Here is a 17,928-nt window from a genome sequence, read left to right on the forward strand (position 1 = left end):
GTTTGCTGATGTTACACTAGCGTTTGCAAACTGTGTGGCGCAAGGCTCAGAGCCGTATTTCTTCCGGAAGCGACTTTTCGCGGCGGATGACGATCGTGATGCAGAGCACCGAGAGGGCCGCCACAGAGAACATCAGCCACAACAGTGGTGTGGCGCCGGTTTCCATGTTCAGCATGCTGCCAGCCCAGGCCGAAAGCGCCGCACCGCCTCCGATCATCAGAGCGCCGCCAAGTCCCGAGGCGGTGCCGGCCATATGGGGGCGCACCGACAACATGCCGGAAGTGGCGTTCGGGAGCAGCAAACCATTGCCGAAACCCAGCCCGGTCATCATTGCGAAAAATCTGAAGGCGCTGCCATTGCCGGTCTCAAAAATCACCAGCGTCAGTAGCATGCAGAGGGTAACAATAAGTGTGCCAATCACAATCATCCGGTTCAGCCCGACCCGGACCGAATAACGACCGGCAAAAAAGTTGCCGAAAAAATAGCCCAGCCCGGGCGCGCCAAAATAAAGGCCCAGCTCGCTTGGGCTCAGGCCAAACAGCTCGCTGCCCACAAAGGGTGCGCCGCCGAGATAGGCAAAAAACGCGCCCGAGGCGAGCGCGCTGGTGCCGGCATAACCCCAAAACCGCACTGAGGTCAGCAATTCAGGGTATTGGCCAAACTGCGCCAGGATGCTGCGGTCTGATTTTGGCGCGGTTTCGCCCAGATCAGCCCAGACCAGCGCCATGAAAGCCACGCCCAGCACCAGCATCAGCCAGAAATTCGCCTGCCAGCCAAAGTTTTCCGACAGCACGCCGCCAAGGGTGGGCGACAACATCGGCGCCAGCGCGGTGCCCATGGTGATATAGGCGATTTGCGAGGCGGCCTGATCCGCCGGCAGCACGTCCCGCACTACAGCGCGGCCAAGTGCCATTGCCACAACGATGGCGCCCTGGCTCATGCGGAAAAACAGAAACATTTCGATGTTCGGCGCATAGAGGCTGCCCAGGGTGGCGAGCACAAATATGGCAAAACCCCACAGGATCACCGGCCGGCGGCCATAGCGGTCTGACAGCGGGCCGATGGCGATTTGCAACACGCCGTTCACCGCCAGATAAAGCGCCACCGACAATTGCATCACTGAATAATCGGTGTCGAAATAGCGCGCCATCTCGGGCAGGGATGGCAGCAGGATGTTCATGCTCATGGCTGACAATATGGTCATCAGCAGCAGGGTGGCGATATGGGGCGGACTGTTGCGGTTCAGGAACCGCGTTGAGGAAAGCTGGGGCATTTCGGGACGCTATGACGGGATGTGTTCCAAGTCCATAGCGGAAAACTACGGGGGCGGCGCGATGTGGGTGATGCGGTCGGTTTGCAATTATGCAATTTGCGACATATTGGCTCGGAACGGTTTGCAAATATGCGATGTTCTGCTTTGATCCCGGTTGAATTGCCGCTAATTTGAGCGCAAATCCGCAGGAGCATATGCCATGAAAGACATCGACAACGAGCTCGAACGCCGCCGTGCTGCTGCCCGGCTTGGCGGGGGACAGAAGCGCATTGATACCCAGCATGCCAAGGGCAAGCTGACAGCGCGGGAGCGGGTCGAGCTGTTGCTGGATGAAGGCTCATTTGAAGAGTTTGACATGTTTGTTGCGCATCGCTGTACCGAATTCGGCATGGAGCAGCAAAGGCCCTCCGGCGACGGTGTCATCACCGGCTGGGGCACCATTAACGGTCGCATGGTCTATGTGTTTTCGCAGGATTTCACCGTGTTTGGGGGGTCCCTGTCGGAAACACATGCCCAAAAGATCTGCAAAATTCAGGACATGGCGATGCGAAACGGAGCGCCGATTATTGGTCTGAACGATTCCGGTGGTGCGCGTATTCAGGAAGGTGTGGCTTCGCTTGCGGGGTATGCTGAAGTGTTTCAGCGCAATGTCATGGCCTCCGGCGTGGTGCCGCAGATCTCCGTCATTATGGGGCCTTGCGCTGGTGGCGCGGTGTATTCGCCAGCGATGACCGACTTTATTTTCATGGTAAAAGACACCTCTTATATGTTCGTGACCGGCCCGGATGTGGTGAAAACCGTGACCAATGAGGTGGTGACTGCCGAAGAACTTGGCGGTGCGACGACCCATACCAAAAAATCATCAGTCGCGGATGGCGCGTTTGAAAATGATGTCGAAGCGCTCACGGAAGTGCGCCGCCTCGTCGATTTTCTGCCGCTGAGCAACCGCGAAAAGCCGCCGGTGCGGCCATTCTTTGACGATGTGGCGCGCATTGAAGGAAGCCTTGATACGCTGATCCCGGACAATGCCAACACGCCGTATGACATGAAGGAACTGATCGCCAAAGTGGCGGATGAGGGCGATTTCTACGAGATCCAGGAAGAATTTGCCAAGAATATGATCACCGGCTTTATCCGGCTTGAAGGTTCGACCGTCGGCGTTGTGGCCAACCAGCCGCTGGTGCTGGCGGGCTGTCTGGATATTGACAGTTCGCGCAAAGCGGCGCGGTTCGTGCGCTTCTGCGATGCTTTTGAAATTCCGATTCTGACGCTGGTGGACGTGCCGGGGTTCCTGCCTGGCACCAGCCAGGAATATGGCGGTGTGATTAAGCACGGCGCCAAGCTGCTGTTCGCTTATGGTGAAGCCACGGTGCCCAAAGTCACTGTCATCACCCGCAAAGCCTATGGCGGAGCCTATGACGTGATGTCGTCCAAGCATCTGCGGGGCGATTTTAATTATGCCTGGCCCACGGCCGAAATCGCGGTGATGGGGGCCAAAGGGGCCACCGAGATCATCCACCGTGCCGATCTGAAGGATCCGGAGAAGACCGCACAGCATACCGCCAATTATGAAAGCCGGTTTGCCAATCCTTTTGTGGCGGCGGAACGTGGTTTTATCGACGAGGTGATCCAGCCGCGTTCAACCCGGCGCCGGGTGGCGCGCGCGTTTGCCTCGCTGCGTGGCAAATCGCTGCAAAACCCATGGAAAAAACACGACAACATCCCGCTATAAGGCCGCATCATGACCCGTAACACCTGGTATAATTCCGTGGAAAATGACGTGCTGACCCATGCGCGCCGCCTGCCGGTGCAGATGGATTTTGGCATCAGTGCTGATTTTTCGGTGCCGGGTGCGGTGTCGCGCCTGCGGTTGGCGCGGCAGATCCGTCAGGATATGTGGCGGCTTCTGCGCGGCCTGCGCGGCTTTTCTCCGGTCGTGCAGGTATCTGTGAGCGGGGGGCTGGCGCGTGTGAATGCTGGCGGCGCGATAGACGGTGTGTTGCCAGCCCGCGCCCGCGATCAGCTGGCGGCGCTGCTGAGCAATCCGCGAAAACGCGCCCGCTGGCTGCGCCATGCCCGCAAAGCGGATCTGTAATGCGGGTGCTGAATTCATATCCGGCGCCGGCCTGGCGAGGCATGGAGGCCTTGGGAAGGGCGAAGGTGCCTGGCGGGCAGCGTCCGGCTTTGACGCGGTTGCGAAAAGGCGGTGCTCTAAGGGCATATTTTCAGCCCTGTGCGCCCGTCACTCTGCGGATGCTCTTGGCGAAATGCTCCTGGGGCACTATGCCCGGATCTGACACAGATAAGGAGTCAGGGATATGTTGAAACACCGTGGATTTCCGGGCCGTCTTAGCGGAACCGATTTTCAGTTCACTTTGCGACGGGCCAACCCTAAAGGGGCGACCGAATTGGTTTCCCGCGAGCGTCACCGGGATCGTCGTCCGGCAGACCGGCGGGCCGACAGTGCCTTTATGCTGGCGCTGTGGGAGCTGTTTGGCGAAGAAGAATTTGAGCGCGGCAATCTTGATGCCGGGCGCCTGTCCTGGCTGTTTGGCCGCGAAGTGGTTGCGGTCGAAGACCCCTTTGACGCCGAAAGCTATCAGATGCTGCTGAAGATCGACGTGAACCGGGCGCGCGCGGCGTTCCCGGAAGCTTTCGTCGAAGCGTCTGATCCATGACGGTCGGCGCAAAACCGCTCGCCCGTCCGGCGATTGGGCAGGGAATGGCCGAAACGCCAGGCTCTGTCTGCTCTGGCTTTGGATTGAGCGGCTCTTGCGCCAAACTTACAATTGCGATGCGTGGTTCCAGCAAGCTGCGGGTCACAATACAATACCGTTACCCTTCCCCTTCTGCGAGGTCTGGCTCTTTCCCAGCCGGGCCTCGTTCTTCTGGTTTGTTCCGGAAAGTGACGCAATCCGCGCGAGGTTTCGCCGATTGTTTCCGCATGGGCGCGAATTGCTTTGATCCTGACCGTCGTTTTGATGAATATGGCCGCGACGAAACATGTTCCGACCGTCAGACAATTAAAGGGTTCCATCAATGGTTTTCACTAAAATCGCCGCCGCGCTCGCGCTCACAACTACGCTTTCGGGTTGCCTCAGCAATGATCTTGACCGGGCTTCTGCCGGTGCGCTTGGTGGCGCTGCCATTGCAGCGGTCACTGGCGGCAATGCGGTCACCGGCGCAATCATCGGCGGTGCAGCCGGCGCGCTTTGCGACGACATGGGCCTCCAGGTCTGCAACTGATGCCGTAATTTCCGGGGCACAGCGCCCTGGTCAAAAATATGAAACACCGTGCAAGGGCCAGGCCTTTGTGCGGTGTTTTGCTATGGGCGCGCTGTTTTTTACTGCGACGTCAAAGGGAAGAGGGTGCTATGTTTGAAAAAATTCTGATCGCGAACCGCGGAGAAATCGCTTGCCGGGTGATTAAAACCGCGCGGAAAATGGGTATCAAAACCGTAGCGATCTATTCAGATGCGGATCGTCAGGCGCTGCATGTGCAGATGGCGGACGAAGCGATCCACATTGGGCCCTCGCCTGCCAACCAGTCTTATATCGTGATTGAGCGGCTGATGGAGGCGATCCGTCAGTCCGGCGCTGAGGCGGTGCATCCGGGCTATGGCTTCCTGTCGGAAAATGCTCGTTTCGCCGAAGCGCTCTCCGCAGAAGGCGTTGCTTTTATCGGCCCTCCAGTGGGGGCGATCGAAAAAATGGGCGACAAAATCACCTCCAAAAAGATCGCGCAGGAAGCTGGTGTCACAACGGTTCCCGGTTACATGGGGCTGATTGAAGACGCGGAAGATGCGGTGAAAATCTCCAATCAGGTCGGCTATCCTGTGATGATCAAAGCCTCGGCCGGCGGTGGTGGCAAGGGCATGCGCATTGCCTGGAATGACACCGAGGCGCGGGAAGGGTTTGAATCTTCCAAAAACGAGGCGGCCAACAGTTTTGGCGACGACCGGATTTTTATTGAGAAATTTATCACCCAGCCGCGCCATATCGAAATTCAGGTGCTCTTTGACAGCCATGGCAACGGTATTTATCTGGGCGAGCGGGAATGTTCGATTCAGCGCCGCAACCAGAAGGTCATCGAAGAAGCGCCGAGCCCTTTCCTTGATGCGGCCACCCGCAAAGCGATGGGCGAACAGTCCGTCGCGCTGGCCAAAGCGGTGGGTTATGCCTCTGCGGGCACGGTGGAATTCATCGTTGATGGCGACCGGAACTTCTATTTCCTCGAGATGAACACACGTCTGCAGGTGGAGCATCCGGTGACAGAGTTGATCACCGGCGTTGATCTGGTGGAACAGATGATCCGCGTTGCCAATGGCGAAGCGCTGACCATCACACAGGACGATGTGAAGCTGGACGGCTGGGCCATTGAGAGCCGGCTGTATGCCGAAGACCCGTATCGCGGTTTCCTGCCCTCGATCGGCCGGCTGTCACGTTACAACCCGCCAGAAGAAGTGGCCACCGAGACCCATGTAGTGCGCAATGATACCGGCGTTTATGACGGCGGCGAAATTTCAATGTTCTATGATCCGATGATCGCCAAGCTCTGCACCTGGGCGCCGACGCGCGCGGTGGCGATTGAAGGCATGCGGGTGGCGCTTGACCGTTTTGAAGTGGAAGGTATCGGGCACAACCTGCCATTCCTGTCCGCCGTCATGGACCATGAAAAATTCACCTCGGGCAATATGACCACCGCCTTTATTGAAGAAGAATTTCCCGAAGGCTTTCAGGGCGTGACGCTACCGGGCGCCACGCTGAAACGCATCGCGGCGGCGGCGGCGGCAATGTACCGCGTTGCGGAAATCCGCCGCACCCGTGTTTCTGGCCGGATGGACAATCACGAGCGCAAGGTCGGCAGCGACTGGGTAGTGAGCCTTCAGGGTGAAGATTTTGCCGTTCGCATTGAAGCCGATCACGACGGCTCTACCATTGCATTTGATAACGGCAGTACCTTGCGGGTGAGCTCTGACTGGACCCCGGGCGACAGCCTTGCCACGCTGATGGTGGCCGACGCTGAACTGGTTCTGAAGGTCGACAAGATTACTTCTGGTTTCCGTCTGCGCTGTCGCGGTGCCGATCTGGCGGTGCTGGTGCGTACCCCGCGCCAGGCCGAGCTTGCCGGGTATATGCTGGAAAAAGTCGCGCCGGACACCTCGCGGCTGCTGCTGTGCCCGATGCCTGGGCTGATTGTCAAAGTGGCGGTTGAAGTGGGCGATGAAGTGCAGGAAGGGCAGGCGCTCTGTACCGTCGAGGCGATGAAAATGGAGAACATTCTGCGCGCGGAGAAAAAGTCCGTTGTAAGCAAGATCAATGCTGCAGCCGGCGACAATCTTTCCGTTGATGATGTGATCATGGAATTTGAATGACACGAACTGGGGCTAAATCCGGATTGATCCTGCCGCTGGCCGTTTTTGCGGCGCTGGCGAGCTTTCTTGCGCTGTGGCTTTTGGCGGCAGAGCAGGCGGGCCAAGGGCTTGGCTACACGCTGGACGGCTCCAATACGCGTCTGGCGCCGGACGAACAGACCGCAGGCGGTGGGTTCGCAGGCGACACCGGTGGTTCGGGCCTGGCCTCGTCATCGCCGTTGTATCCGCTGTTGATGCAGTTGGCACCGGGCGCTGAGTTGCAGCGCCTGTTTCCGTTGATCTGGAATGTCATTGGCCTCGTACTGGCGGCCGGGGTCTGGGGCATGCTGTTGCTGGAAAGCGGCCTGGCGCAGGCGGCGCCACGTGCGTCGCTGGCGCTGGCGGCTTTAGCCCCGACGGCGCTCAACATGCCCGGGGTGGCGCTTACCGGGATGGAGCACACGCTGCATATCGCGGCCTCGCTTGCCATCGTTTTGGGCCTCTTTCGTTTTGTGCGCAGTGGTCACCTGGAGGCAACGCTGATGCTGGCGATCTTGCTCGCACCGCTGCTGCGCCCTGAAGCTCTTGCAATGGTCATCCTGAGCGGCATTGTTGTCGCCGCGCTCGGGCACTGGAAGCAAGCGCTGGGCCTGGTGTCGCTAGGGCTGCTGCCACTCATTGGCTTCGCGGCACTTGGCGGCGCGACCGGCCTGTCTGTCCTGCCCGCCTGGACCCGGGGTAATATGACTGGCGACATTACCGCGGCGGGCAGTGGCTTTGATCTGATTGCGGCAAATTTCGTAAGCAATATCCGGGCGGATGCCGGCCAGGCACTGCTGGCGCTTTCGATCCTTGCAATTGTCGCATCATCCGTTCTGCGGGTCACGGGCGATAAGCGCCGCCTGGTGATTGTCATGGGGCTGTTTGCTGGCGGAACCGGTCTGGCGCAACTTCTTTTTGGCCAGAGCGGCTGGCTCAACAGTTCTGCATCCTATGCCACCAGCTCTGTCGTGGCGACTTTGCTGATGTTGGCGGGGCTGACCTGGGACCAGGCGCCGCGGGCGCGTTCAATGCTGGGCGCTGTGGGGATTGTGATGGCGTTGCTGAGCTGGGACCTGAGTGAAAACCTGGCGGAAACCGGCATCTGGTTGTCGCTGGCAACCACACCACCGCAACAGTTAAGCCTTGAATTTCCCCTGGATCGCGTCCGGGATCCGATGGCAAAGCGCGGCCGGGTGAAAGCTGTGGACGCAGCAGACTTGCCCGCGTTCAAAACTGCACGGGTGACCTGGGCGGCAGTGGGGCCAGAGGGCTTGTCAGTTGAAACCGTGTCGGAGGGGCAGGGATGAAACGCCTGCACGCCCCCTGTTCAGTTGCCGGCAGAGCGGTCGCGAATTTCCTGCTGGCGCAGCGGCATCTTGTCGATGCTGCGTTTGAGTTCGCGCACGCTCCAGGGTTTGGGTTTGCGCAGTTCCACTCGGCCTTCTTTGCTGATCAGCACCAGGGAAAATCCGCGCGGGCGCAGGGCCTGGCGGATCTCGCCCCGGGCCGCAGGATCGGTGTCAAACAGCACCACCACATCGCGGATAACAAGCTCTTCGGAACGGTCCTGCAACAGCGTCATTTGTTTGGCAAACGCCGGGTCCTGAGCACTGTCGGCAAACACCACGACGACACGCGAGACCCATTTGAATTCATCGAGCGAGCGCCCGAGCGCTTCCACCGGCGCAAAAGCAGGCGCGATGTCTTCAGCGGCGTCTGTGGCGGGCGCCACCACGGCCTCATCCGGCGCATCGATCAACGCGTTCTGCACCGCAACCGGCACGTCTTGTGCAACCGCCATTCCACCGATCAGAGCTATAAGCCCCGCAACAATAATGTTTTTCATGCAACCTCCTGCCAGTTTCATATAGGGCCGGACAGCGCAAAAACGAAGCCCTTCACGACCTGTTTTTCCAGACAGATCTGTAAGCAGTTAAAAAGGAACCCCTGACCATGGCAACCGAGAAAAGCAAATGGCGTGCGCTGGCGGAAAAAGAATTGCGCGGTCGTCCGCTTGAAGACCTGAACTGGAAAACCGCTGAGGGGATCACGGTCAAACCCGTCTATACCGCTGAGGATACAGAAGGGCTTGCGCATATGGGCGGCATGCCCGGCGTTGGTCCTTATACCCGCGGGCCCCGGGCGACGATGTACACCGGACGGCCCTGGACGATCCGGCAATATGCTGGTTTTTCCACCGCAGAAGAATCCAATGCGTTTTACCGCAAAGCGCTTGCCGCCGGGCAACAGGGTGTCTCGGTCGCTTTTGATCTGGCCACGCACCGGGGTTATGACAGCGACCACCCCAGGGTGGAAGGTGATGTTGGCAAAGCCGGGGTCGCGATCGATTCCGTTGAGGACATGAAAATCCTGTTTGACGGCATCCCGCTGGACAAGGTTTCGGTCTCAATGACCATGAACGGGGCGGTGATCCCGATCCTGGCCAGTTTCATCGTCACCGGCGAAGAGCAGGGGCACAGCCGGGCGCAGCTGTCGGGCACCATTCAGAATGACATTCTGAAAGAATTCATGGTGCGCAACACCTATGTCTACCCGCCGGAACCTTCTATGCGCATCATCGCTGATATTATCGAATACACGTCAGCCGAAATGCCCCGCTTTAACTCGATCTCGATCTCGGGCTATCACATGCAGGAAGCCGGTGCCAACCTGGTGCAGGAGCTGGCCTTTACCCTGGCGGACGGGCGTGAATACGTCAAAGCGGCGATTGAACGCGGCATGGATGTCGACGTCTTTGCCGGGCGTCTGTCATTTTTCTTTGCCATCGGTATGAACTTCTTCATGGAAGCGGCCAAACTGCGGGCAGCACGTTTCCTGTGGCACCGCATCATGTCGGAGTTTGAACCCAAAAAACCAGGCTCGCTGATGCTGCGCACCCATTGCCAGACCTCAGGCGTGTCGCTGCAGGAACAAGACCCCTATAACAACGTGGTGCGCACCGCCTATGAGGCGATGTCTGCGGTGCTGGGCGGCACCCAGTCGCTGCACACCAACGCTTTTGACGAAGCCATCGCGCTGCCAACGGATTTTTCGGCGCGCATTGCCCGCAATACCCAGCTGATCCTGCAGAATGAAACCGGCGTCACCAATGTGGTCGATCCGCTCGCCGGCTCCTATTATGTTGAAAAACTGACCTCTGATCTGGCGGAGGAGGCCTGGAAGCTGATTGAGGAAATTGATGAATTGGGCGGCATGACCAAAGCGGTCGCCTCTGGCATGCCCAAACTGCGCATTGAAGAAGCCGCCGCGCGCCGTCAGGCTGCTGTGGATAAGGGCGAAGACGTTATCGTGGGCGTCAACAAGTTCCGTCTTGAACAGGAAGACGAGATCGACATTCTGGATGTGGACAATGTGGCTGTGCGCAAAAGTCAGATCAAACGCCTGACTGACATCAAGTCCAGTCGCGATCAGGCCGCCTGTGACGCGGCGCTTTCCATGCTGGAAGCGGCGGCCAATACTGGCAAAGGCAACCTGCTGGAACTGGCAGTCGAAGCCGCCCGCGCCCGCGCAACTGTAGGGGAGATTTCAATGGCTATGGAAAAAGCGTTTGGCCGCCACCGCGCCGAAGTTAAAATGCTCTCCGGTGTCTATGGCGCCGCCTATGAGGGGGACGAAGGTTTTGCCCGGATCCAGCGTGACATCGAAGATTTCGCCGAAGAAGAGGGCCGCCGGCCGCGTATGCTGGTGGTGAAAATGGGCCAGGATGGCCACGACCGCGGTGCCAAAGTGATCGCCACCGCCTTTGCTGATATCGGCTTTGACGTGGATGTGGGGCCATTGTTTCAGACCCCGGAGGAGGCCGCTCAGGACGCCATCGACAACGATGTGCATATCGTCGGCATCTCATCCCAGGCTGCGGGCCATAAAACGCTCGCCCCCAAATTAATCGAAGCGCTGCGTGCGCAAGGCGCCGGGGAAATCATCGTGATCTGCGGTGGGGTGATCCCGAAACAGGACTATGCGTTCCTGAAAGAGGCCGGCGTGAAAGCGATTTTCGGCCCGGGTACCAACATCCCGGATGCCGCCCGTGACATTCTGGAATTTCTGCGCAGCGCACGATAGTCCCAACGCTGGCCACACACAGGCAGACAGACGGTCCCGGAGCACCCGGGACTGTCATTTTATCAGGCTGCGAATACGGTTTCGAATTCCGCAAACCCCTTGATCTCGATCGGGTTGCCCGAGGGATCGCGGAAGAACATGGTGCTCTGCTCGCCCGCTTCACCGGCAAAGCGGGTGAACGGTTCCAGCTCAAACACGACATTTTTGCTGCGCAACCGCTCTGCCAGCGCGTTCCAGTCCGCCAATGGCAGGATCACTCCCAGATGGGGCATCGGCACCATGTGATCGCCGACATGGCCGGTGGCCTGGGTTGCAAACGGCGTGCCCAGGTGCAGCGAGATCTGATGGCCGAAGAAATCGTAATCCACCCAGGTCGCGGTGCTGCGGCCTTGGCGGCAGCCCAGCACATCCGTGTAAAAAGCGCGCGTCGCATCCAGATCGGTGACGTTAAAAGCAAGGTGGAACAGAGATTTCATGAGAAGAGTCCGGGTTATCAGGCTGAAGTCGCCGATGTTGTAATCAGCTTGCGCTGTTAGTGAACAAATTGAGGGCGCGCAACAATATTGGCATTGAATATCCGCAAAACCTGGGAGAAAACTTGCCGCAGCCAAAGCGGCACATAAGCTGGGGCTGACTTGAACAGGACTGATGTGATGATCCGCACTGCGACTTCTGATGATACCCCGGCAATCGCCGCAATTATGGGAGCGTTTGTACGCTCCTCGACGGTTAGTTTTTCGGCACTTGAAAAGTCTGCGGCAGACTGGCATGCCATCTTGCAGGCGCGCCGCGCTGCCGGGCGCGAATTTTGGGTGGCCTGCGAGGCGGGCAAAATCACTGGCTTTGCCACCTATGACCAGTTCCGGCCCAATGACGGCTACCGTCACACGATGGAACACACAATTTACCTGGATCCGGCGGTCAAGGGCCAGGGCACCGGGCGGGCGTTGCTGCAGTTGGTGGAAGAACACGCCAGGGCAGCGGGTGCGCACGCGATGATTGGGGTGATGGACGCGGACAACGAAGGCTCCATCGGATTTCACCTTCGAATGGGCTATGAAGAACAGGGGCGTCTGCGCCGGATCGGGCGAAAATTTGACCGCTGGCTTGATGCGGTGATGCTGGTGAAATATTTGTGACAACCCCGTGTGTTACCGTCAGCCTGGCTGACATCCGCTGCCTGAAAGGCTAGACTGAGAAAATGTCTGTTTGGTCCCGTATATCTGAAGCGTTATCCGCGCTGTCCCGTGGCGAAAGCCTGTCCAGGGTGTTTGAGCAATTGCGCTCGGCACCGGAGCGTCGTGCTGGTTTTACCATTGCGGTGATCGCGCTTGGCGCAAAAATGGCCAAGGCGGATGGTCTGGTCACCCGCGACGAGGTCACGGCTTTTCGCGAAGTTTTCACCATTCCGCCGGCGCATGAAGCAAGCGCGGCGCGGATTTTCAACCTTGCGCGCCAGGATGTTGCGGGGTTTGAGGATTATGCCAGGCGGGTGGCAAGCATGTTTGCTGAGGATCGCGCGCCGCTGTGCGATCTGATGGAAGGGCTTTTTCATATCGCCCTCGCTGACGGTAAATATCATCCGGGCGAAGATACATTCCTCGCCCGCGTCGCTGAAATTTTTGGCATGAGTGAAGCCCAGTTTGCCTCGCTGCGTGCCCGGTTTGTACCGGACGCCAGCCCGGATCCCTATATGGTGCTGGGCGTAAATGAGGACATGAGCTATCAGGAGCTGCGCAAAGCCTGGCGCGCCCTGGTGCGCGAATGCCACCCTGATCGCATGATTGCGCGTGGGGTTCCCCAGGAGGCGGTGAAGCTTGCGGAAGCCCGTCTGATCGCGGTGAATGCTGCTTGGGAAACCATCTCCGCTGCACACGCCGGAGCCTGAAACCCGGATGCGTCTCGCCACCTATAATGTCGAATGGTTCACCGCATTGTTTGACGATGATGGCGGGCTGCTTGCGGATGGTACATGGTCGTCACGGTACAACGTCACCCGGTTGCAGCAGCTGGAAGCGCTGGCCAAAGTGTTCACCGCACTTGATGCGGACGGAATTCTGATCGTCGAAGCGCCGGACGAAAACCGCCGCCGCTCGACCGTGGCGGCGCTTGAGAATTTTGCACAATGGGCGGGGCTGCGGGCGCGCCGGGCTGTGATCGGCTTTGGCAATAACACCCAGCAGGAAATCGCGTTTCTCTATGACCCGGATCAGATCAGCGCCTGGCATGACCCCATGGGGGAGACGGGATCGGGGACTGAGGGCGTTGCGCCGCGGTTTGACAAAAGCCTGTTGATCGATCTCGACACTGATGCTGCGCCCGAAGACGTGGTGTTTTCCAAACCGCCGCTGGAACTGGCACTGAAAACCGCGTCAGGTTTTGAACTGCGCATGATCGGCATCCACGTAAAATCCAAAGCGCCACATGGCGCGCGCAACGCCGCAGACGAGGTGCGAATTTCGATCGAAAACCGGCGCAAACAGCTGGCTCAGTGCATCTGGGTGCGGCGCCGGGTGGTCGAGCATCTGAACGCCGGAGACGCTTTGATCGTGCTGGGCGATTTCAACGACGGGCCTGGTCTGGACGAATATGAAAAACTGTTTGGCCGCTCCAGCGTTGAAATTGTGCTGGGGGAAACGCAGGGGCCGCAGCTGTATGATCCCCACGCCCGGCTGGAGCTCAGTCACCGCTTTGCCGCCACGCCGACCACCGCGCGCTTCTATATTCACCCGCAAAAGCGGTATCTGCAGGCGCTGCTGGATTACATTATGCTGTCGCCGGATCTGATGTCGCGCGCGCCGGACTGGCGGATCTGGCATCCGTTTGAAGACGCCCGGTGTTATGAGCTTGTGGACCTGCGCGAAGCGTTGCTGACCGCGTCTGATCATTTCCCGGTGACGCTGGACATCGATATCTGACGGCGCGAGCGACTGATGGCGCAGCAATCTGACGGCCGCAGCCCTTATCAAACCAGCCACAATGGCCTATATTGGCCCGATGAAACGTATTGTCCCATATGTTCTGTTGGCGTCTCTGACAGTTTCCCCCTTTTCTGCGCAGTCCCAGACTGAATCCGACCCGGGCTCGGAACTCGAAGAAGGCCTGGAGCTGCTATCAGAAGGGGCGCAGATGATGTTGCGCAGCCTGTTGAAGGGGGCAGATGAGCTGGTGCTGAAATTTGAGGGCAAAATCATCGATCTGTCGCTGTATCAGCTGCCGGAAATTCTTGAAAATGGCGACATCATCATCCGCCGGCGTCAGGATCTGGCGCCGATACCGCAGCAGCCCGAGGAGCCTGGCGGCGAAATCGATTTGTAGAGCCGCCGGTCGAAAAAGCGGGTAATACCGCGGGGCACCCCGGCTTGGCTCAGCTGCGGCTGATCCGGACCGACGCCGTGACAGCAAGCGATTTGACCAGCGCGTTGAACCGGGCCTCTGCCACCTCGCCAAACAGCGGCACCGCTTCTTTTCTCAGCACCAGTTCCAGTTTTTTCTTTTTGGGGAACCAGCGCAGACTCGCGTGTTTATCCGGGTCTGTTGCGCTGAACATCGCCCCGAACCGCAATGCTTTACCGAGCGTTTCTGCCCGTCGCATCGCCCCGTCATCCAGCAATTCAAACAGGGGCGCAAAGCGGCTGTCGTCGTGTTTGTTCTTGTAGCGGTGCATCAGGGTCAGGCCGAGGAATATACGTTCCGGATGGGTCAGCCCGCCCAGGTTGGCCCGTGTGGCATTGTCAAAACACAGCTCGGCCCGGTAGTCGGGATGCGCGCGCCAGCTGACGTCATGCAACAGGCAAGCGGCTTTGAACAGGCGCGTCTCGGCGCTGGGGGCAGAAGCGAACAGTGGTTTCAAAAATTGGTAAAGTGCTGTGCCGGTCCCGGGGGTGCGGGCGTCTCTGTGCTCGGCAAAACGGCAGGCTTCAATCAACGGGTCGCGGCGGCGAAGTTCATCGGGCATCTGTTCATAGAGCATGCCTTCCCGGATGCCGTAGGAACTGACGGCAACGTCGCGGGGTTTGAATCTGCGCGTGAGTTGGCGCAGAACCTCGCAGGCGGCGGGAACCAGGGCCATGCGTGCGGCAGAAGTGCCGGTGCGGTGGCGCATGTCCTGCAGATCTTGTTCGCCAATCCATTTCACGGTCTGGCTGATATCTTTGGGGGACATTCGGTATTCATGCAGCACGTGAAGCGGGTAGTTGCGCCGTTCCATATCCAGCCGGGCGATGACACGCCAGGAGCCGCCAACCAGATATATACGTTTGTGGCCGGTGCCCATTTCTTCGGCCAGCTCATCAAGAATACCGGCAATATGGCTCTTCAGCCCTTTGTGCCCGCCGGGAATATTCTGCAGTTTTAGCGGGCCCAGAGCCGAGGAAATCCGTTTGCCGACGCCCCCGTCGCGCACGATCGCCAGCTCCATCGAGGAGCCGCCGATGTCACAGACCAGACCGTCGGCTTCGGGCCAGCCCAGCAGCACGCCCTGCGCCGAAAGACGGGCCTCCTCGAGCCCGTCAATCACCCAGAGTTTTAAGCCGGTTTCCTGTTCAATTTCGCGGGCAAACTCCGGCCCGTCGCGGGCTTCGCGCATGGCAGCGGTGGCCACGACGGTGAGCGGTTTGATCTTTAAACCCCGCGCAATGGCCTGAAACCGTTTTAGCGCCGCCAGTGCCCGCCGTTTGCCCTCGGGGTTCAGATGGCCGGTTTCCGGCAGGCCTGCACCCAGGCCACAGAGAATTTTTTCATTGTAAAAATATGCGGGCGAGCGGGCCGCGCCGTCAAAGATCACCATCCGGACCGAGTTTGAGCCCACATCTACTACGCCGACACGGGACAGAGCCTGTACGGTCTTGTCATCAAACAAGGGGCGGCCAAAGGGGCCCCACTCGTCCGGAGAAGTCAGAGATACGGTCACGGGCAAGCCCCCTGGTTTTGCTGCTGGTCTGGCGGTGTCATCGATACTGCTCAATCGATGGGCGTGGCGTCATCTGTTGAATGGGTCAGTTCCGGAACATCTGCAGCGCCGGCGGAGCCGCGCCCGGACAGCGACGGGTTTTCCAGAAAAAAGCGGTGGCAGTTGAACAAGGGCCGGTCTTTTTCCGGCACCGGGCGTTCAAAGCTGCCATCGGGCGCCAGCACCCAGCTCTGGGCTTCATCGGCCATATTTGCCGCCATCACCTGGCTCATGATCTGTGCTTTTACCGTCGGGTTGGTGCAATTGATCATCGTCTCCACCCGCCGGTTCAGGTTGCGGCCCATCCAGTCAGCGGAAGATATGAACACTTCCGCCTTCTGCGACGGCAAGCCGTGGCCATTGCCAAAACACACGATGCGGCTGTGCTCAAGAAAACGTCCAACTATAGATTTCACCCGGATATTGTCTGACAGGCCCTTGATGCCCGGTCGCAAACCACAAATTCCCCGGATCACCAGATTGATCTTCACCCCGGCCTGGCTCGCGGCATAGAGCGCATCAATCACCTCCGGATCAATCAGCGAGTTCATTTTGGCCCAGATCTCGGCGGGCTTGCCCTTCGCGGCGTGTTTTCCCTCGCGGGCAATATTGGCCAGCAATTTCGTTTTCAGGTTCAGGGGCGAAATCGAGAGGTTAACCATGCCTTCCGGCTGGGCATATCCCGAGAGGAAATGGAAGACTTTGGTCGCGTCACGACCAAGGCCCTTGTCACAGGTGAAAAAGCTGAGGTCGGTGTAGGTACGTGCCGTGATCGGATGGTAGTTTCCGGTGCCATAATGGGTGTATGTGACCAGTTGTTTGCCTTCGCGGCGGACCACAGTCGATATTTTTGCATGTGTTTTCAGGTTGATAAAGCCGTAGACCACATGGGCGCCGGACCGCTCAAGCCGGCGGGACTGCCGGATATTGGCGGCCTCATCAAAGCGCGCTTTCAGTTCGACCAGCGCGGTGACAGATTTGCCGGCCTCGGCCGCATCACACAGCGCTTCGACAATCGGGGAGTCGCGGGATGTGCGGTACAATGTCTGTTTGATTGCCACCACATCGGGATCATGCGCCGCCTGTTTCAGGAACCGGATCACCATATCAAAGGTTTCATAAGGATGGTGCAGCAACATGTCTTTTTGTTTGATGGCCTCAAACATATTGCCATCGTGGTCCTGAACCCGTTCCGGCACCCGCGGGGTGAAGGATGGCCACAACAGATCCGGGCGTTCTTTCAGCACCAGTTTGCGCAGATCAGACAGGCCGATCATCCCATCCATTTCCACCACATCTTCGTCGGTGACATGCAGTTCGCGTTCAATTGTGCTGCGCAACAGGGCGGGGGCGTCACTGGATATTGTCAGCCGGACAACTTCGCCGCGCCGGCGCCGTTTAAGCGCCACTTCAAATTCGCGCACCAGGTCTTCGGCTTCGTCTTCGACCTCCAGGTCACTGTCACGCAATACCCGGAAGGTGCAGTGCCCGATGGCTTTGTAGCCAGGAAACAACCGGTTGGCGTAGATCCGCAGCATCTCTTCGAGCGGCAAAAACCGGAAGTCGCCAGGGGCTGACGGCAATTTGATGAACCGGTCAATCTGCGCCGGAATTGGCAGCATTGCCTGCAGCGCCCGTTTGTCCTTCTTCCGTTCCAGATGCAGCGCCAGTACAAATCCAAGGTTGGGGATAAAGGGGAACGGGTGTGCCGGATCGATCGCCAGCGGTGACAGCACCGGGAACACCTGTTCCATAAAATGCTCGTCGAGGAAAATCCGGTCCGCGTCACTTAAGGAGGCATCGCTCTCAAGCGTTATGCCCTTGCTCTCCAGATGGCCACGCAATTCGCCCCAGACTTTGTTTTGTTCCTGTAACAGGTTACGGGCATTCTCATTGATCAGTTTCAGCTGTTGGGACGGGGTCAGGCCGTCGGCGGCCGGGGTCACATTGCCCTCGCGCTGCAATTCCCGCAGACCAGCCACACGCACGGTGTAAAACTCATCCAGATTGGTGGCAGAAATTGACACGAAGCGCAGCCGTTCCAGCGGCGGTACCCTGCGGTTTTTCGCTTCTTCAAGCACGCGCCAGTTAAACGCGAGCCAGCTCAGTTCCCGGTTGAAAAAGCGTTTCGGCCCTGCGAAGTCTTCGGCAGGCAGTTCGGTTGCAGTCGGAAACGGGGCCTTGAGGAAGTCTGCGTGGGTCATGGGCGTCCTTTTCGAGTGCCT

General features: G+C 58.8%; 16 protein-coding genes. 11 read left to right on the forward strand and 5 right to left on the reverse strand.

Annotated elements, in window-relative coordinates; translation table 11 throughout:
* Positions 1 to 46 precede the first annotated feature (46 nt).
* Positions 47 to 1,273 carry a multidrug effflux MFS transporter gene (locus DWA01_RS01980; protein ID WP_114283967.1) on the reverse strand — a complete coding sequence of 409 codons (1,227 nt, stop codon included), beginning with the start codon at positions 1,271 to 1,273 and terminating at the stop codon, positions 47 to 49.
* A 199-nt stretch (positions 1,274 to 1,472) separates the two neighbouring features.
* On the opposite strand from DWA01_RS01980, the gene DWA01_RS01985 reads away from it, so the two are divergent.
* The 6 genes from DWA01_RS01985 to DWA01_RS02010 all read left to right on the forward strand — a co-directional run bounded on the left by DWA01_RS01985 (position 1,473) and on the right by DWA01_RS02010 (position 7,976).
* The gene (locus DWA01_RS01985) at positions 1,473 to 3,005 is read left to right on the forward strand and encodes an acyl-CoA carboxylase subunit beta (protein ID WP_114283968.1); all 1,533 of its coding nucleotides are present in this window, start codon (positions 1,473 to 1,475) and stop codon (positions 3,003 to 3,005) included.
* A 9-nt stretch (positions 3,006 to 3,014) separates the two neighbouring features.
* Complete coding sequence (locus tag DWA01_RS01990; RefSeq protein ID WP_114283969.1) at positions 3,015 to 3,368, forward strand: hypothetical protein; 354 nt, start codon at positions 3,015 to 3,017, stop codon at positions 3,366 to 3,368.
* 223 nt (positions 3,369 to 3,591) lie between these two features.
* Positions 3,592 to 3,951 carry a hypothetical protein gene (locus tag DWA01_RS01995; protein ID WP_114283970.1) on the forward strand — a complete coding sequence of 120 codons (360 nt, stop codon included), beginning with the start codon at positions 3,592 to 3,594 and terminating at the stop codon, positions 3,949 to 3,951.
* 361 nt (positions 3,952 to 4,312) lie between these two features.
* Positions 4,313 to 4,519, forward strand: a complete 207-nt coding sequence (locus DWA01_RS02000) for a hypothetical protein (protein WP_114283971.1) — start codon at positions 4,313 to 4,315, stop codon at positions 4,517 to 4,519.
* 128 nt (positions 4,520 to 4,647) lie between these two features.
* Entirely contained in the window at positions 4,648 to 6,648 is a 2,001-nt protein-coding gene (locus DWA01_RS02005; RefSeq protein WP_114283972.1) for an acetyl-CoA carboxylase biotin carboxylase subunit, read from the forward strand.
* Complete coding sequence (locus DWA01_RS02010; protein WP_136057646.1) at positions 6,645 to 7,976, forward strand: hypothetical protein; 1,332 nt, start codon at positions 6,645 to 6,647, stop codon at positions 7,974 to 7,976. Before DWA01_RS02005 ends, DWA01_RS02010 begins: the two co-directional genes overlap by 4 nt.
* Before the next feature lie 20 nt (positions 7,977 to 7,996).
* On the opposite strand, the gene DWA01_RS02015 is transcribed toward DWA01_RS02010, so the two are convergent.
* Positions 7,997 to 8,515, reverse strand: a complete 519-nt coding sequence (locus DWA01_RS02015) for a DUF4174 domain-containing protein (protein ID WP_114283974.1) — start codon at positions 8,513 to 8,515, stop codon at positions 7,997 to 7,999.
* A 107-nt stretch (positions 8,516 to 8,622) separates the two neighbouring features.
* On the opposite strand from DWA01_RS02015, the gene scpA reads away from it, so the two are divergent.
* Positions 8,623 to 10,752: a methylmalonyl-CoA mutase gene (scpA, locus tag DWA01_RS02020; protein WP_114283975.1), complete on the forward strand. Its 2,130-nt coding sequence runs from the start codon at positions 8,623 to 8,625 to the stop codon at positions 10,750 to 10,752.
* A gap of 62 nt (positions 10,753 to 10,814) precedes the next feature.
* Here scpA and DWA01_RS02025 read toward each other — a convergent pair whose 3' ends face one another.
* A complete protein-coding gene (locus tag DWA01_RS02025; RefSeq protein ID WP_114283976.1) occupies positions 10,815 to 11,228 on the reverse strand; it encodes a VOC family protein in 414 nt (137 codons plus the stop codon).
* 177 nt (positions 11,229 to 11,405) lie between these two features.
* On the opposite strand from DWA01_RS02025, the gene DWA01_RS02030 reads away from it, so the two are divergent.
* The 4 genes from DWA01_RS02030 to DWA01_RS02045 all read left to right on the forward strand — a co-directional run bounded on the left by DWA01_RS02030 (position 11,406) and on the right by DWA01_RS02045 (position 14,070).
* On the forward strand, positions 11,406 to 11,891 hold the full coding sequence (locus DWA01_RS02030; RefSeq protein WP_114283977.1) for a GNAT family N-acetyltransferase: 486 nt from the start codon (positions 11,406 to 11,408) through the stop codon (positions 11,889 to 11,891).
* 62 nt (positions 11,892 to 11,953) lie between these two features.
* Positions 11,954 to 12,640: a TerB family tellurite resistance protein gene (locus tag DWA01_RS02035; RefSeq protein ID WP_114283978.1), complete on the forward strand. Its 687-nt coding sequence runs from the start codon at positions 11,954 to 11,956 to the stop codon at positions 12,638 to 12,640.
* A 7-nt stretch (positions 12,641 to 12,647) separates the two neighbouring features.
* Positions 12,648 to 13,670 (forward strand): endonuclease/exonuclease/phosphatase family protein, encoded by a 1,023-nt coding sequence (locus DWA01_RS02040; protein WP_114283979.1) that lies wholly within the window; start codon positions 12,648 to 12,650, stop codon positions 13,668 to 13,670.
* 61 nt (positions 13,671 to 13,731) lie between these two features.
* Positions 13,732 to 14,070 (forward strand): hypothetical protein, encoded by a 339-nt coding sequence (locus tag DWA01_RS02045; protein ID WP_114283980.1) that lies wholly within the window; start codon positions 13,732 to 13,734, stop codon positions 14,068 to 14,070.
* 49 nt (positions 14,071 to 14,119) lie between these two features.
* Here the strand turns inward: DWA01_RS02045 and DWA01_RS02050 are convergent, their stop codons facing one another.
* Positions 14,120 to 15,664, reverse strand: a complete 1,545-nt coding sequence (locus tag DWA01_RS02050) for a Ppx/GppA family phosphatase (protein ID WP_114283981.1) — start codon at positions 15,662 to 15,664, stop codon at positions 14,120 to 14,122.
* Positions 15,665 to 15,714: 50 nt separating this feature from the next.
* Complete coding sequence (locus DWA01_RS02055; protein ID WP_114283982.1) at positions 15,715 to 17,907, reverse strand: RNA degradosome polyphosphate kinase; 2,193 nt, start codon at positions 17,905 to 17,907, stop codon at positions 15,715 to 15,717.
* Positions 17,908 to 17,928: the final 21 nt, after the last annotated feature.

It is taken from the genome of Candidatus Halocynthiibacter alkanivorans (assembly GCF_003333265.1).
GTDB classification, from domain to species: domain Bacteria; phylum Pseudomonadota; class Alphaproteobacteria; order Rhodobacterales; family Rhodobacteraceae; genus Halocyntiibacter_A; species Halocyntiibacter_A alkanivorans.

Excerpts from the sequence above, each read along its gene's own strand:
- DWA01_RS01980 (WP_114283967.1), bottom strand. The coding sequence starts at position 1,273 with ATGCCCCAGCTTTCCTCAACGCGGTTCCTGAACCGCAACAGTCCGCCC.
- DWA01_RS01985 (WP_114283968.1), top strand. The coding sequence starts at position 1,473 with ATGAAAGACATCGACAACGAGCTCGAACGCCGCCGTGCTGCTGCCCGG.
- DWA01_RS01990 (WP_114283969.1), top strand. The coding sequence starts at position 3,015 with ATGACCCGTAACACCTGGTATAATTCCGTGGAAAATGACGTGCTGACC.
- DWA01_RS01995 (WP_114283970.1), top strand. The coding sequence starts at position 3,592 with ATGTTGAAACACCGTGGATTTCCGGGCCGTCTTAGCGGAACCGATTTT.
- DWA01_RS02000 (WP_114283971.1), top strand. The coding sequence starts at position 4,313 with ATGGTTTTCACTAAAATCGCCGCCGCGCTCGCGCTCACAACTACGCTT.
- DWA01_RS02005 (WP_114283972.1), top strand. The coding sequence starts at position 4,648 with ATGTTTGAAAAAATTCTGATCGCGAACCGCGGAGAAATCGCTTGCCGG.
- DWA01_RS02010 (WP_136057646.1), top strand. The coding sequence starts at position 6,645 with ATGACACGAACTGGGGCTAAATCCGGATTGATCCTGCCGCTGGCCGTT.
- DWA01_RS02015 (WP_114283974.1), bottom strand. The coding sequence starts at position 8,515 with ATGAAAAACATTATTGTTGCGGGGCTTATAGCTCTGATCGGTGGAATG.
- scpA (WP_114283975.1), top strand. The coding sequence starts at position 8,623 with ATGGCAACCGAGAAAAGCAAATGGCGTGCGCTGGCGGAAAAAGAATTG.
- DWA01_RS02025 (WP_114283976.1), bottom strand. The coding sequence starts at position 11,228 with ATGAAATCTCTGTTCCACCTTGCTTTTAACGTCACCGATCTGGATGCG.
- DWA01_RS02030 (WP_114283977.1), top strand. The coding sequence starts at position 11,406 with ATGATCCGCACTGCGACTTCTGATGATACCCCGGCAATCGCCGCAATT.
- DWA01_RS02035 (WP_114283978.1), top strand. The coding sequence starts at position 11,954 with ATGTCTGTTTGGTCCCGTATATCTGAAGCGTTATCCGCGCTGTCCCGT.
- DWA01_RS02040 (WP_114283979.1), top strand. The coding sequence starts at position 12,648 with ATGCGTCTCGCCACCTATAATGTCGAATGGTTCACCGCATTGTTTGAC.
- DWA01_RS02045 (WP_114283980.1), top strand. The coding sequence starts at position 13,732 with ATGGCCTATATTGGCCCGATGAAACGTATTGTCCCATATGTTCTGTTG.
- DWA01_RS02055 (WP_114283982.1), bottom strand. The coding sequence starts at position 17,907 with ATGACCCACGCAGACTTCCTCAAGGCCCCGTTTCCGACTGCAACCGAA.